Source organism: Allobosea sp. TWI1241 (assembly GCF_039673065.1).
In the GTDB taxonomy this organism is placed as follows: Bacteria; Pseudomonadota; Alphaproteobacteria; order Rhizobiales; family Beijerinckiaceae; genus Allobosea.
The window spans coordinates 35,397-48,609 of record NZ_JBDJKW010000012.1 but is presented as its reverse complement, the minus strand read 5'-3'; the positions used below and the strand labels follow the sequence as shown (position 1 = coordinate 48,609).

At 70.1% G+C, this 13,213-nt stretch carries 12 protein-coding genes and 1 tRNA gene; 4 read left to right on the top strand and 9 right to left on the bottom strand.

Features of this window, described 5'->3' with window-relative positions; genetic code table 11:
- Nucleotides 1–720 precede the first annotated feature (720 nt).
- The 3 genes from rpsT to ABE438_RS15385 all read right to left on the bottom strand — a co-directional run bounded on the left by rpsT (nucleotide 721) and on the right by ABE438_RS15385 (nucleotide 3,028).
- Nucleotides 721–987, bottom strand: a complete 267-nt coding sequence (gene rpsT, locus ABE438_RS15395; RefSeq protein WP_346503523.1) for a 30S ribosomal protein S20 — start codon at nucleotides 985–987, stop codon at nucleotides 721–723.
- Between the two features lie 185 nt (nucleotides 988–1,172).
- The gene (locus ABE438_RS15390; protein ID WP_346503522.1) at nucleotides 1,173–2,147 is read right to left on the bottom strand and encodes a threo-3-hydroxy-L-aspartate ammonia-lyase; all 975 of its coding nucleotides are present in this window, start codon (nucleotides 2,145–2,147) and stop codon (nucleotides 1,173–1,175) included.
- Nucleotides 2,148–2,254: 107 nt separating this feature from the next.
- Nucleotides 2,255–3,028, bottom strand: a complete 774-nt coding sequence (locus ABE438_RS15385) for an enoyl-CoA hydratase (protein ID WP_346503521.1) — start codon at nucleotides 3,026–3,028, stop codon at nucleotides 2,255–2,257.
- Nucleotides 3,029–3,194: 166 nt separating this feature from the next.
- On the opposite strand from ABE438_RS15385, the gene ABE438_RS15380 reads away from it, so the two are divergent.
- Complete coding sequence (locus ABE438_RS15380; RefSeq protein WP_346503520.1) at nucleotides 3,195–3,626, top strand: GFA family protein; 432 nt, start codon at nucleotides 3,195–3,197, stop codon at nucleotides 3,624–3,626.
- On the opposite strand, the gene mutM is transcribed toward ABE438_RS15380, so the two are convergent.
- Entirely contained in the window at nucleotides 3,617–4,510 is an 894-nt protein-coding gene (mutM, locus tag ABE438_RS15375) for a bifunctional DNA-formamidopyrimidine glycosylase/DNA-(apurinic or apyrimidinic site) lyase (RefSeq protein WP_346503519.1), read from the bottom strand. The genes ABE438_RS15380 and mutM overlap by 10 nt on opposite strands.
- Before the next feature lie 97 nt (nucleotides 4,511–4,607).
- Here mutM and ubiE point away from each other — a divergent pair, with 97 nt between their 5' ends.
- Both ubiE and ubiB read left to right on the top strand, forming a co-directional pair.
- Nucleotides 4,608–5,369, top strand: coding sequence for a bifunctional demethylmenaquinone methyltransferase/2-methoxy-6-polyprenyl-1,4-benzoquinol methylase UbiE (ubiE, locus tag ABE438_RS15370; RefSeq protein WP_346503518.1), 762 nt, complete (start codon nucleotides 4,608–4,610; stop codon nucleotides 5,367–5,369).
- 151 nt (nucleotides 5,370–5,520) lie between these two features.
- Nucleotides 5,521–7,077 (top strand): 2-polyprenylphenol 6-hydroxylase, encoded by a 1,557-nt coding sequence (ubiB, locus tag ABE438_RS15365; RefSeq protein ID WP_346503603.1) that lies wholly within the window; start codon nucleotides 5,521–5,523, stop codon nucleotides 7,075–7,077.
- Nucleotides 7,078–7,123: 46 nt separating this feature from the next.
- Here ubiB and ABE438_RS15360 read toward each other — a convergent pair whose 3' ends face one another.
- Nucleotides 7,124–7,717 carry an SCO family protein gene (locus tag ABE438_RS15360; RefSeq protein ID WP_346503517.1) on the bottom strand — a complete coding sequence of 198 codons (594 nt, stop codon included), beginning with the start codon at nucleotides 7,715–7,717 and terminating at the stop codon, nucleotides 7,124–7,126.
- 30 nt (nucleotides 7,718–7,747) lie between these two features.
- The gene (locus tag ABE438_RS15355) at nucleotides 7,748–7,924 is read right to left on the bottom strand and encodes a hypothetical protein (protein WP_346503516.1); all 177 of its coding nucleotides are present in this window, start codon (nucleotides 7,922–7,924) and stop codon (nucleotides 7,748–7,750) included.
- A gap of 167 nt (nucleotides 7,925–8,091) precedes the next feature.
- Between ABE438_RS15355 and ABE438_RS15350 the strand changes: the two genes are divergently transcribed.
- Nucleotides 8,092–8,165: transfer RNA gene (locus ABE438_RS15350), tRNA-Gly, on the top strand.
- Nucleotides 8,166–8,238: 73 nt separating this feature from the next.
- Here ABE438_RS15350 and ABE438_RS15345 read toward each other — a convergent pair.
- The 3 genes from ABE438_RS15345 to ABE438_RS15335 are packed head-to-tail and all read right to left on the bottom strand — an operon-like array spanning nucleotide 8,239 to nucleotide 13,117.
- The gene (locus ABE438_RS15345; RefSeq protein WP_346503602.1) at nucleotides 8,239–9,378 is read right to left on the bottom strand and encodes an ABC transporter permease; all 1,140 of its coding nucleotides are present in this window, start codon (nucleotides 9,376–9,378) and stop codon (nucleotides 8,239–8,241) included.
- Nucleotides 9,375–12,107, bottom strand: coding sequence for a ribosome-associated ATPase/putative transporter RbbA (gene rbbA, locus ABE438_RS15340; RefSeq protein WP_346503515.1), 2,733 nt, complete (start codon nucleotides 12,105–12,107; stop codon nucleotides 9,375–9,377). Before rbbA ends, ABE438_RS15345 begins: the two co-directional genes overlap by 4 nt.
- A complete protein-coding gene (locus ABE438_RS15335) occupies nucleotides 12,104–13,117 on the bottom strand; it encodes an HlyD family secretion protein (RefSeq protein WP_346503514.1) in 1,014 nt (337 codons plus the stop codon). Before ABE438_RS15335 ends, rbbA begins: the two co-directional genes overlap by 4 nt.
- Between the last annotated feature and the right edge of the window lie 96 nt (nucleotides 13,118–13,213).

Below are 13,213 nucleotides of genomic sequence, written 5' to 3'. Positions count from 1 at the left end.
GGTCCGCAGTGCCGCTTCTGGTGACAGCAAAGACCTCCCCGCCACCGGTGGTCACCGGCGGTGCGGGCCGCTCCAACGAGCGCTTCGTCTCTGCTAGCGGAAGAGGGTCCGGCGAAGGACGCGGCCGCTCTTCATCCCGATCTGATCAACAGTGGAAGACAAAGAACGCCATCCCTCCAACCCCCTGGTTGCAAGCCAAAAAGATCATCGATCTCTGGAAAGTCCGGCCCGACATCGCTGCCCGGCCGGCGATGAAGTGACCTTATAGGGCGGCCTCGAACGGGGGCAAGTGGCCGTTCGGGGGCCCGCGCGAATCAGCCGACGGACCCGCCTGAGACGCCGCGCAAGGGGCCCCTGCAATCAGTTGGGGACGTTGGACTTTTCGGGCCGGCAAGCGCGCCGCGCGCGCCCCGATTCTTTTTTCATAAGGGCCCGCGCGGACGGCCATGGAAGCGCCGCGATTCGGCGAAACCGAATGCTTTGCCCACTAAGATGATGAAAAATATGGCCTAATTCTGAGCGGCCGAAAGGACCGAAAAGCCTGATTTCGACCCCGCGGAACGCCGCAGGAGTCAAGTCCCTAAAACCGTGAAAATATTGCGGAATCGGCTTCGGGGACCGACGCGGCACGCAGCATCCCGGGTGCCCGGAACACGAAAAAACCCGGCTCCGTGGGAGCCGGGTCGAAACGGATCGTGGCGCCGCCGTGGCGGCGTCGGATCAGGACGCGAGAGCGCCGATGCGATGGGCCAGGCGCGAGACCTTGCGCGAGGCGGTGTTCTTGTGAACCACGCCGTTCTGCGCCGCCCGCATGATCACCGGCTGAGCGGCCTTGAGAGCCTCGCTCGCGGCGCCCTTGTCGCCGGAGGCGATCGCCTCCTCGACCTTGCGGAGGAAGGTGCGCATGCGGCTGCGGCGCGCCTTGTTGACGGCGGTGCGGCGCTCGATCTTACGCGCGGCCTTCTTGGCCGAGGTCGTATTGGCCATCGTCAGTCCCTGTCCTGATCACGGTCGATGCCTGGCCCGAAAGCCGGCGGACGCGACCGGAAATCCTATCTGTGAAAGCGCGAGCGACGGCCCAGCCGGAGCGGACCGTCGCAGTGATGGGAGCCTATAGTCGCTGGGCCGGGCGCAGTCAACGCCGGAATCGCGAACAGGCCCCGCGACCCTGCTCAGCCGCCGATGAAGCGGGCATAGCTCGGCAGGTCGACATTGCCGCCGCTGATCAGGATGCCGACCCGCTTGCCCTCGACCGGCACGGCGCCGGTGAAGACCGCCGCCGCCGCCAGGCAGCCCGTCGGCTCGACCACGAGCTTCATGCGCTCGGCGAAGAAGCGCATGGCGGCGACCAGGGCGGCGTCGCTCACCGTGACGATGTCCTCGACCAGGTCGCGGATGATCGGGAAGGTCAGCTGGCCGAGGAAGGCCGTCTGCGCGCCGTCGGCGATGGTCTTGGGCACGTCGATGCGAACGATCTCGCCCTTGCGCAGCGATTGCTGGGCGTCGTTGCCGGCCTCGGGCTCGACGCCATAGACCCGGCAGCCGGGATTGAGCGCCTTGGCAGCCAGCAGCGTGCCGGCCAGCAGCCCGCCGCCGCCGACGCAGGCGAGGATCACGTCGAACTGGCCGGCGTCCTGGATCAGCTCGAGGGTGGCCGTGCCCTGCCCGGCGATCACGTCGGCATGGTCGTAGGGCGGGATCACGGTCAGGCCGCGCGCGCTGGCGAGCCGGTCGGCCAGTTCCTGGCGGTCCTGGCTGTAGCGGTCGTAGCGCACGACCTCGGCGCCGTAGTTCTGCGTCGCCTCGACCTTCGCCGCCGGCGCGTCCTCCGGCATGATGATGGTGGTCGGCGTGCCGAGCAGGCGGCCGGCATAGGCGATCGCCTGGGCATGGTTGCCGGAGGAGAAGCTGAGCACGCCGCGCCGGCGCTGCTCGGCCGAGAGCGCGGCGATGGCGTTGTAGCCGCCGCGGAACTTGAAGGCGCCCATGCGCTGCAGGCTCTCGGCCTTGAAGACGAGATTGCCGCCGGTGCGGGCATTGGCGGTGCGCGAGGTCAGGGCCGGCGTGCGGTGGGCGACGCCGGCGAGGCGCCCGGCGGCGGTCTCGACATCGGCGAAGGTCGGCAGGGCAATGGCGGTCTCGGTCATCTCGGCTCCCTCGGGCTTGGCGGCGCATGCTGCCAGCCCGGGGCGGCGAACGCCATGGGGGTCCGCTGCCCTCCGCCATGCGCGGCGGGCAGCGGCGTCATCGCGGATCAGAGGTTGGTGAACAGCGGCTTGCGCTTCTCGGCGAAGGCCGCCATCCCCTCCTTCTGGTCGTGGGTGGCGAACAGCGCCGAGAACACCCGGCGCTCGAAGCGCAGCCCCTCGGCCAGCGTCGTCTCGGAGGCGCGGTTGACGCTCTCCTTGGCGGCGAGCACCGAGGGCAGCGACTTGGCGGCGATCTGGCCGGCGGCCTTGAGCGCCACCTCCATCAGCTCGGCATAGGGCACGACACGGGCGACGAGCCCGGCCTTCTCGGCCTCTTCGGCATCCATCATGCGCCCGGTCAGGATCAGGTCCATCGCCTTGGCCTTGCCGACGGCATGGGTCAGGCGCTGGGTGCCGCCGGCGCCCGGGATCACGCCGAGATTGATCTCGGGCTGGCCGAACTTGGCCGTGTCGGCGGCGATGATCAGGTCGCACATCATGGCGAGTTCGCAGCCGCCGCCGAGCGCGAAGCCGGCGACCGCGGCGATGATCGGCTTGCGGCGCTGGCCGATCCGGTCCCATTCGGCGAAGCGGTCGTCGAGATAGGTGCCGGGCCAGGTGCGCTCCTGCATCTCCTTGATGTCGGCGCCGGCGGCGAAGGCCTTCTCGGAGCCGGTGATGACGGTGCAGCCGATCTGCGGATCGCGCTCGAAACCGTCGAGCACGGTGTTGATCTCGGAGATCAGCCGGCCGTTGAGGGCGTTGAGCGCCTGCGGCCGGTTCAGCGTGATCACGCCGACCCTGTCCTTCACCTCGACGAGAATGGTCTCATAAGCCATGGCGGTCTCCCCGGACGTGCTGTGGCCGCAAGCTTTAGCGGGCGCGGGCCGGGGAAGTCCATGCGCGGGCGCACAAGACCGCATGGGCGCGCCCGCATCCGCAAGATCGCGCCGGCCGTGCCAGTCTGCGCCGGACGCAAGCGCGGATATCGGGAAGGAACCGGCGATGACGACGACGACCGAGGTGACGGGCGGCTGCCTGTGCGGGGCGGTGCGCTACAGTTTCGCCAGCGGGCCGCTGGCGCGCCGGGCCTGCTGGTGCCGCGACTGCCAGTATCTCGCCGCCGGCAACGCCACGGTGAACCTGGTCTTCCGCGCCGATGCCTGCACGGTGACGGGCGAGCTCGGCGAGCATGTCGGCCGGGCCGAGAGCGGCAATACCATGCGCCGTCGCTTCTGCCGCGCCTGCGGCACCCCGATGTTCAGCCAGTCCTCCGGCCGCCCCGAGATGATGGTGGTGCGCGCCGGCACGCTCGACACACCCGAGCTCGGCCGGCCCGAGGGCTTCATCTGGACCGGCTCGGCCCCGAGCTGGGGCCTGATCGACGAGAGCCTGGCCAATTGCGCCGGCCAGCCACCGGCCCCGCCTCAGCGCTGAGCCGGCTGGCAGCGCGGGCAGTAGAAGGTCGAGCGGCCGGCCTGGACGAGGCGGGACACCGTGCCGCCGCAGCCCGGCGTGGTGCAGGGCTCGCCCTCGCGGTCATAGACCTTGAAGCGGTGCTGGAAATAGCCGAGCGAGCCGTCGGCATGGGCGAAGTCGCGCAGCGTCGAGCCGCCGGCCGCGACCGCCTCCTCCAGCACCTCGCGGATGATGCGGGCGAGCAGATGCGCCTTCTCGCGCGGCGTGCCGTCCGGCGCGACCAGCGAGCCGGCCGGTGCCTGCGGATGCAGCCCGGCCCGGAACAGCGCCTCGCAGACATAGATGTTGCCGAGCCCGGCGATCAGCCGCTGGTCGAGCAGCGCCGCCTTGAGCGGGGCGAGCTTGCCGGCGAAGAGCGCCGCCAGCAATTCGCCGGACAATTCGTTGCCGAGCGGCTCGATACCCATGCCGGCGAAGTGCCGGCTGGTCTCCAGCCCGCTGCGCGGCAGCAGGTCCATGAAGCCGAAGCGTCGCACGTCGTTATAGGTGACGCGGGCGCCCGAGCCGAAGTCGAAGACGACGTGATCGTGCCGGAGATGCCGGCCGATCTCGTTGTAATAGGCGCCCGGCTCGGCCGGCGGCGTGCCCGGCGCCTCGACCACGAAGCGCCCGCTCATGCCCAGATGCATCACCAGCGCCTGCGCGTCGTCGAGATCGGCGATCAGGTATTTCGCCCGGCGCGACAGCGCCTCGACCCGGCGCCCGGTCAGCCGCTCGGCGAAGCGCTCCGGCAGCGGAAAGCGCAGATCCGCCCGGCGCAGCGACACCGCGGCGAAGCGCTGGCCGAGCATGGCGGGCTCCAGCCCGCGGCGGACGGTTTCGACCTCGGGAAGTTCGGGCATCGGCTTGCGCTCTTCAGCATGCGTCGAGAGGGCCCGCGACAAGGGCCACGGCTTTCGCTATTCATCGCCCGACCCGAACACAAGAGCGCTCCACGCCGTGACAGCAGCCAGCGACACCACCCATTTCGGCTTCGAGACCGTCCCGCTCGGCGAGAAGCAGGCCAAGGTCGACGATGTCTTCCACAAGGTCGCAGGCCGCTACGACCTGATGAACGACCTGATGTCGGCCGGTCTCCACCGCGTCTGGAAGGAGGCGCTGCTGACGGCGCTGAAAGTGCCGCGCGACCGGCCCTTCCACCATCTCGACGTGGCCGGCGGCACCGGCGACGTCGCCTTCAAGGTGCTTGAGGCCGGCGGCCCGCTGACCGACGTCACCGTGCTCGACATCAACGCCGAGATGCTGAGCGTCGGGCGCGAGCGGGCGCAGAAGCGCTTTCCCGACGACGGGCGCATCCGCTTCGTGCAGGGCAATGCCGAGGAGCTCGGCCTGCCCGACAACCATTTCGACGCCTATACGATCGCCTTCGGCATCCGCAACGTGCCGCGCATCGACAAGGCGCTGGCGGAGGCGCACCGCGTGCTCAAGCGCGGCGGACGCTTCCTCTGCCTCGAATTCAGCCATGTCGACGTGCCGCTGCTCGACAAGATCTACGACACCTATTCCTTCAACCTCATCCCGCCCATGGGCCGGATGGTGACCGGCGACGCGGAGCCCTATCGCTACCTCGTCGAGTCGATCCGCAAATTCCCGCGCCCGCAGGTCTTCGCCGACATGATGACGCAGGCCGGCTTCCGCCGCGCCGGCTTCACCCCGATGACCGGCGGCGTCGTGGCGCTGCATTCCGGCTGGAAGCTGTGAGCGAGACCGCGGGTGTGACAGCCCACCGCCGTCATGCTCGCCTTCGTGGCGAGCATCCGCGTCTTGAACGCCGCGCTGCCCGAAAGACGGCGTGGATGGCCGGGACGAGCCCGACCATGACGAGGAAGGCGCATCGCGCGTTGCTGACGGCATGATCTCCACCGTCGTCCATCTCGCCCGCTCTGCCCGCGTCGGCTTCGTACTGGCGCGCGAAGGCGCGCTCGCCCTCGTCGACCCGTCCGTTCTGCCGCCGGCGGCGCGCGGCCTCGTCGCGCTCGGGCGGCTGATCGAGCGGCGCGGCGCCGGCTCCTCGGCGACGCGGCTGGCCGCGGCGCTGACCCGGCTCGGCCCCTCCTACGTCAAGTTCGGCCAGTTCCTCGCGACACGGCCCGACGTGGTCGGCATGAAGATCGCCGCCGATCTCTCGGCGCTGCAGGACCGGATGCCGCCCTTCCCGATGGCCCAGGCGCGCGCCGCGATCGAGGCCGCCCATGGCCGCCCCGTCGAGGCGATCTTCGCCGAATTCGGCGAGCCGATGGCCGCCGCCTCGATCGCGCAGGTGCACCGGGCGCGGCTGAAGGACGGCAGCGAGGTCGCGGTGAAGATCCTGCGGCCGGGCATCCGCGACCGCTTCCAGCGCGATCTCGGCGCGATGCGCTTCGGCGCCCGCTTCGCCGAGGCGCGCTCGGCCGAGGCCAGGCGGCTGCGCATGGGCGCGGTCGTCGAGACGCTGGCGCGCTCGGTCACCATGGAGATGGACCTGCGGCTGGAAGCGGCCGCGCTCTCCGAGTTCGCCGAGAACACCCGAGAGGACGCGGATTTCCGCGTGCCGGCGCCGGACTGGCAGCTGACCGCCCGCGAGATCCTGGTCGACGAATGGATCGACGGCGTCAGGCTCTCCGACATCGAGGGACTGCGCGCCGCCGGCCACGACCTCAAGGAGCTGGGCCGGATCGTCATCCAGTCCTTCCTGAAGCACGCGATCCGCGACGGCTTCTTCCACGCCGACATGCATCCCGGCAACCTGTTCGTCGACGCGCAGGGCCGTCTCGTCGCGGTCGACGGCGGCATCATGGGCCGGCTCGGCATGAAGGAGCGGCGCTTCCTCGCCGAGATCCTGCTCGGCTTCATCACCCGCGACTATCGCCGGGTGGCGGAGGTGCATTTCGAGGCCGGCTATGTGCCGGCCCATCATGCGATCGACGATTTCGCCCAGGCGATCCGCGCCGTCGGCGAGCCGATCCACGACCGTCGCGCCGACGAGATCTCGATGGCGAAGGTGCTGACCCTGCTCTTCGAGATCACCGGCCTGTTCGACATGGCGACGCGCACCGAGCTCGTCATGCTGCAGAAGACCATGGTCGTGGTCGAGGGCGTGGCGCGCACGCTCGATCCGCATCTCGACATGTGGACCACGGCCGAGCCGGTGGTGCGCGACTGGATGACCCAGAACCTTGGCCCGCTCGGCCGGCTCGAGGATGCCGGGCGCGGGCTGCGCTCGCTGGCCTCGAGCGTCGCGGCGCTGCCGGAGACGGTCGGCCGGGCCGAGCGCGTGCTCGGCCAGCTCGAGGATGCCTCGCGCCACGGCTTCGCCCTCGACGAGGCGAGCGTGCAGGCGATCGGGCGGGCGGAGGCCGCGCGCAACCGCTGGGGCAACTGGGCGCTGTGGGTGATCGCGGGGCTGCTCGCCTGGGCGGTGCTGAGCTAGGCGCCGCCGTCATCGGCCCGCAGGCCGGACGGCAGGAGAGGCCGGATCAGAGGTGGCGCAGCCATTCCTGCGCGGCCTCGGCCGGCGGGCGCTCGATGTTGAAGGCGCCGATGAAGTTGCCGTCCTTGCCCATCAGATAGACCAGCGCCGTGTGGTCCATGGTGTAGTCGCCGTCCTTCATCGGGACCTTGCGGGCATAGGCGCGGTAGTTCTTGATCATCGCGTCGATGGCCGGGCGGTCGCCGGTGAGGCCGACGATGCGCGGGTCGAAGGAGCCGAGATAGCTCTTCATCGTCTCGGCGGTGTCGCGCTCGGGATCGACCGTGACGAACAGCGCCTTGAGCTTGTCGCCCTTCGGGCCGGCGGCGCGCATCACCTCCGACAGCTCGAACAGCTTGGTCGGGCAGATGTCCGGGCAATGGGTGAAGCCGAAGAAGACCAGGAAGGGCGCGCCGCGCAGCTCGGCGTCGGTCAGGGTCTTGCCCTCGGCGGTGGTGAGCGCGAACGGCCCGCCGACGCTGGCGGCCTGGCTGCCGCCATCCTGCGCCGGACGGGGTGCGAAGGTGATGACGGCCGCGGCGGCGAGCACCGCGGCACCGAACACGAAGACGAGGAAGGGCAGGAGCAGGCGGCGGTTCACGGCGAATATCCCGGTGGACGGCGCTTCCGGTCAGAAGCAGGCGAGGATGGCGGCGATCAGCCCGTCGGTGAACAGCCGGTCGCCCTCGCGCCACCAGAGCAGCAGCCCGGCCAGCAGCAGGAAGCCGCCGCCGCCCGCCAGAAGCCACAGGCCGAGCCGGGGCGAGCCGTGCTCCTCAGGCGATACCGATGGGGTTCCCTCGCTCATGGCCGCCAATCTAGCCCGTTAGCACGGGGCCCGGAAGCGGCCTTCACGCCGCAGGCCCGGGCGCGAGGCGGCGGGCCGGCCGCAGCCATGGCGGCCATCGCCCTTCGCAGCGATCGGCCGCAGCGGGGCCTTGCGTTCCGTCCGCGATTTTGGCACCTAGGGGGCACGCGGGTGTAGCTCAATGGTAGAGCAGCAGCTTCCCAAGCTGAATACGAGGGTTCGATTCCCTTCACCCGCTCCAGCCTCCCGACATCGCGCCCGCCAGCATCATCTCCGCCAGCGACCGTTCCGACGCGTCGCCGCGTTTGCGCGCCTCAGGAGAAGATCACCTTCCTGAAGCGGCGCAGCGCCACGGCGAAATAGGCGGCGCCGATCACCACCACGAAGACGAGCTGCGGCCAGACCACGCCGAGCCCGGCGCCGCGATAGAGCACGCCCTGGGCGAAGGCGACGAAATGCGGCGTCGGGCTCAGCGTCCGCATCGTCCACTGCAGCCAGACCGGCATGCTCTCCATCGGCGTGGTGCCGCCCGAGAGCAGCTGCATCACCACGAAGACCGGGATCGCCAGCAGGCCGAACTGGCCCATCGTCGTCGCCAGCGTGCCGAGCATGATGCCGAGCGCCGCGACCGCGAAGGCGTAGATCGCCGCGCCCGCGACGAAGAGGGTCAGCGAGCCCGCCACCGGCACGCCGAGCCAGCCCTCGACCACGAAGACGAGCGAGAGCACCGCCGCGACCAGGATGACCAGCGCGTTCGCCGTCATCTTCGCCAGCATGATCTCGACCGGCGTCACCGGCATCACCAGCAGGTGCTCGACCGTGCCCTGCTCGCGCTCGCGGATCAGGGCCGCGCCGGTGAGGATGATGGTGAGCAGGGTGATGTTGTTGAGAATCTGCATCACCGAGCTGAACCAGCCCGAATCGAGGTTCGGGTTGAAGCGCGCCCGGATCACCAGGTCGATCGGCGTCGCGGCGGCGCCCTCGCCGCGGGCGGAGAGCCGGGAAACCTCCTGCGTCAGGATCTGCTGGATATAGACCGAGCCGTTGCCGGCCTGGGTCATCGCGGTGGCGTCGATGCTGAGCTGCAGCGAGGCGGGCCGGCCCCGCCGGATGTCGGCCTCGAAATTCGGCGGCACCTCGAGCACGAAGACAGAGCGGCCGGAATCGAGCTCGGCGTCCATCTGCGAGGCCGCGATGCGCTTGACCGTCTTGAAGAGCGGCGGGCCGAACACGCCGGTCAGCCCGCGCGAGAACTCCGACTGGTCCTCGTCGACGATGGCGATGGTCAGGTCGCGCGCCTCGAGCTTGACGCCGCTGGCCACCGTGTAGACCGCGATCGAGAAGGCGTAGACCACGAGCAGCAGCATCATCGGGTCGGCCCGGATGCTGCGCAGCTCCTTCACCACGAGCTGGGCGATGTTCGACAGGTGCAGGCGGAGACCCTTCACGCTCAGGCCTCCTGCTTGCGCAGCGCCAGTTGCGCCACGACGAGGAAGAGCAGGAAGAAGCCGCCGAGCACCAGGAGATTCGGCCAGAGCTCGGCGAAGCCCAGCGCCTTGGTGAAGGTGCCGACGCTGACCGGCTGGTACCAGGCCGGCGGTAACGACAGGCCGATGATCCGCCCGCCGCCGGAGAGCGAGGCGACCGGCACCATCAGCCCCGAGAAGTTGATCGCCGGGATGATCGAGAGGATCGCCGTGGCGAACACCGCCGAGACCTGGGTGCGGGTGAAGCTTGAGATCAATTGGCCGAAGCCGGTGGTGCCGGCGACGTAGAGCAGCGTCGCCAGCGCCAGCACCCAGGCCGAGCCCTTGACCGGCACGTCGAAGACCAGCCGGGCGATGATCAGCAGCAGCACGAAGGAGACCATGGCCACCGCGATGTAAGGCAGCTGCTTGCCGAGCAGGAACTCGAAGCGGCTGATCGGCGTCGAGCGGAAATTGGCGATCGAGCCGGTCTCCTTCTCGCGCACCACCGCGATCGCCGACATGATCGCCGGGATCAGGATCAGCATCAGCATGATGACGCTGGGCACCATGGCGTTGGCGCTTTTGAAGGCCTGGTTGTAGCGGAAGCGCGTCTCGATCGAGACCGGCGCGGCGACATGGCTCGACGGCGCCTTCGCGGCGAGGCTGTCGCGGGCATATTGCGTCGCGAGCCCGGTGACGTAGCCGCGGGTCGTCTCGGCGCGGAAGGGCATGGCGCCGTCCAGCGTCACCGAGACCTGCGGCCGGCGGGCCGAGAGCAGGTCGCGCCCGAAGCCGGGCGGAATCTCGAGGGTGAGCTGCAGCTCGCCGCTACGCAGCCTGGCGTCGAGCTCCTCGACCGAGCGGATCGGCGCGCGCTCGTCGAAATAGCGCGAGGAGGAGAAGCTCTCGACGAGTTGCCGGCTCTCCGGCGAATTGTCCTGGTCGAAGGCGGCGAAGCGCAGCTTCTCGACGTCGAAGGAGATTCCGAAGCCGAAGGCCAGCATCAGCAGCACCGGCGCCAGGAAGGCGAAGGAGAGCCGGATCGGATCGCGCAAAAGCTCCATCGCCTCGCGGCGGGCGCAGGCCCAGAGCCGGCGCGGATCGAAAAGGCGCGGCACCTCCGGCCCGGCCTCGGCCGACACGGCAGGCGCATCCGGCTCCGGCGCCCCGGGCGCGATGCCGGCGGCCTCGGCGAGATAGGAGACGAAAGCCTCCTCCAGCGTGGCGCTGCCGCGCGCCGCGGTCAGTTCCTGGGGCGTGCCGACCGCCAGCACCTTGCCGGCATGCATGAAGGAGATGCGGTCGCAGCGCTCCGCCTCGTTCATGAAATGGGTCGAGAGGAAGATGGTGACGCCGTCGTCGCGCGAGAGATCGATCAGGATGCGCCAGAAGGCGTCGCGCGCCACCGGATCGACGCCCGAGGTCGGCTCGTCGAGGATCAGCATGGAGGGCCGGTGCAGCACCGCCACCGCGAGCTGGAGGCGCTGGCGGATGCCGAGCGGCAGGCTCTCGGGCCGCTCGTCGGCGACGTCGGCGAGGTCGAAGCGCGTCAGGAGCTCGTCGATCCGCCCCGGGATCTCCTCGGCCGGCAGATGGTAGAGCCCGGCATGCAGGCGCAGGTTCTGGCGCACCGTCAGCTCGCCATAGAGCGAGAAGGCCTGCGACATGTAGCCGACATGGCGCCTGGTCTCCATGTCATCGGCGGCGAGCGGCTGGCCGAAGAGCTTGGCGGTGCCGCTGCTCGCCGGCAGCAGGCCGGTCAGCATCTTCATCGTCGTCGACTTGCCGCAGCCGTTCGAGCCGAGGAAGCCGAAGATCTCGCCGCGCCCGATGCGGAAGCTGACATGGTCGACCGCGACGAAATCGCCGAAGCTGCGGGTCAGCCCCTCCGCCTCGATCGCAGGCGTGGCGTCATCGCTCTCGGTACGCGGCCGCACCGTGACCTTGTGGTGCTGGGCGCGCTTGGCCTCGGGCAGCAGCGCGACGAAGGCGTCGTCGAGCGTGGCTTCGCCCGTGCGCGCGCGCAATTCGGCGGCGGTGCCGGTGGCGATGGCGCGCGCCTCGTCCATGGCGACCAGCCAGTCGAAGCGCTCGGCCTCCTCCATATAGGCGGTGGCGACGACGACGCTCATGCCGGGGCGGCGCGCGCGGATGCGGTCGATCAGGTCCCAGAACTGGCCGCGCGACAGCGGGTCGACGCCGGTGGTCGGCTCGTCCAGCACCAGCAGGTCGGGATCGTGGATCAGCGCGCAGCACAGGCTGAGCTTCTGCTTCATGCCGCCAGAGAGCTTGGCCGCCGGCCGGTCCTCGAACGGGTCGAGCCCGGTCGCGGTCAGCAATTCGGTGATGCGCCGGCGGCGCTCTGCCGCGTCCTGCCCGAAGAGCCTGGCGTGAAAGTCGATGTTCTCGAAGACGCTCAGCGTCGGATAGAGGTTGCGGCCGAGCCCCTGCGGCATGTAGGCGACGCGGCCGCGCCGCGCGGCCCGGTCGGAGGCCGAGGCCATGTCGCCACCGAGCACCCGGACGCTGCCCTGCTGCACGGCGCGCACGCCGGCCACCAGCGCCAGCAGCGTCGACTTGCCGACGCCGTCGGGGCCGATGACGCCGACCATCTGCCCGCCGGGGATGTCGAGATCGAGCGCGTCGAGCGCGACGCTGCGACCATAGCGGTGGGAGACCCCGGCGAGGCTTGCGACCGGCGCCGCCTGCGTCATGGCAGCTTCACGCCCAGGCTGTCGGGCCAGGCGATGTCGGCGCCGGTGCGCACGAAGCCGAGCCCGCGCACGCCGGTCTTCACCTGGCGGTGGTACTTCGCCAGCAACTGCTGGTCGAGCTGCAGCTTGACCCGGAAGACCAGCTTCTCGCGCTCCTCGGCGGTCTCGACCGCCTTGGGCGTGAACTGCGCGTCGGCAGCGACGAAGCCGATCGTCGCCGGGATGACGAATTGCGGCACGGGATCGAGGATGATGCGCGCCTCGTCGCCGAGCGCCAGCTTCCCGGCCTCGGCGGCCGGGAGATAGATGGTCATGTAGACGTCCGAGAGGTCGAGGATGGTGATGACGCGCGCGCCGGCGGCCACGACCTCGCCGGTGCGGGCGAGCTGGTACTGCACGCGGCCGCTGCGCGGCGCCACCAGCGAGAGATCGACCAGGATCGCCTTGATCTGCTCGGCATCGGCCTCGGAGGCGCGGATGGCGAACTGCGCCTGCTCGCGCTGGGCCTCGGCCGCCCTGAGCGCCGCGTCGGCGGCATCGGCGCGCGCCACGCGCTGGTCGTAGACCTGTTTGCTGAGATAGCCCTTGGCCACCAGCTCCTTGCCGCGCTCGACCTCGGTGCGGGCGAAGATCTGGTCGCTGCGCCGCTGCGCGATCAGCGCCTCGGCCTCGGCCTGGGACTGGCGGGCGCGCAGCACCTGCGCCTGGGCGGCGCGCAATTGCGCCTCGTATTCCGGCGAGGCGACGCGGGCGATGACCTGCCCGGCGGTGACCTCGTCGCCCTCCTTGACCTTCACCTCGGCGAGGCGCCCGGCATATTTCGAGGCGACGTCGATCTGGGTGGCCTCGATGCGCCCGTTCGACTTGATCACCCCGGCCGGCATGCTGTCGCCGCGCAGCCGCTCGATCAGCGCCTTGATACGCGACTGGGCCTGCACCTGGGGGGCCAGGGCCGGCCAGGCGAGGACCGGCAGGGCCAGCAGGACCGCGACGAGACGTCTGGGCAGCATCGTTCCGGTATCCTTCGCTGGCGCCGCCGGCCGGTCGTGGGCGGCGGCCTTGCGCTATTTGGCCCGCCGGCATGCGCCGCATCAAGAGCCTATCGC

Excerpts from the sequence above, each read along its gene's own strand:
- rpsT (WP_346503523.1), bottom strand. The coding sequence starts at position 987 with ATGGCCAATACGACCTCGGCCAAGAAGGCCGCGCGTAAGATCGAGCGC.
- ABE438_RS15390 (WP_346503522.1), bottom strand. The coding sequence starts at position 2,147 with ATGACCGAGACCGCCATTGCCCTGCCGACCTTCGCCGATGTCGAGACC.
- ABE438_RS15385 (WP_346503521.1), bottom strand. The coding sequence starts at position 3,028 with ATGGCTTATGAGACCATTCTCGTCGAGGTGAAGGACAGGGTCGGCGTG.
- ABE438_RS15380 (WP_346503520.1), top strand. The coding sequence starts at position 3,195 with ATGACGACGACGACCGAGGTGACGGGCGGCTGCCTGTGCGGGGCGGTG.
- mutM (WP_346503519.1), bottom strand. The coding sequence starts at position 4,510 with ATGCCCGAACTTCCCGAGGTCGAAACCGTCCGCCGCGGGCTGGAGCCC.
- ubiB (WP_346503603.1), top strand. The coding sequence starts at position 5,521 with ATGATCTCCACCGTCGTCCATCTCGCCCGCTCTGCCCGCGTCGGCTTC.
- ABE438_RS15355 (WP_346503516.1), bottom strand. The coding sequence starts at position 7,924 with ATGAGCGAGGGAACCCCATCGGTATCGCCTGAGGAGCACGGCTCGCCC.
- rbbA (WP_346503515.1), bottom strand. The coding sequence starts at position 12,107 with ATGACGCAGGCGGCGCCGGTCGCAAGCCTCGCCGGGGTCTCCCACCGC.
- ABE438_RS15335 (WP_346503514.1), bottom strand. The coding sequence starts at position 13,117 with ATGCTGCCCAGACGTCTCGTCGCGGTCCTGCTGGCCCTGCCGGTCCTC.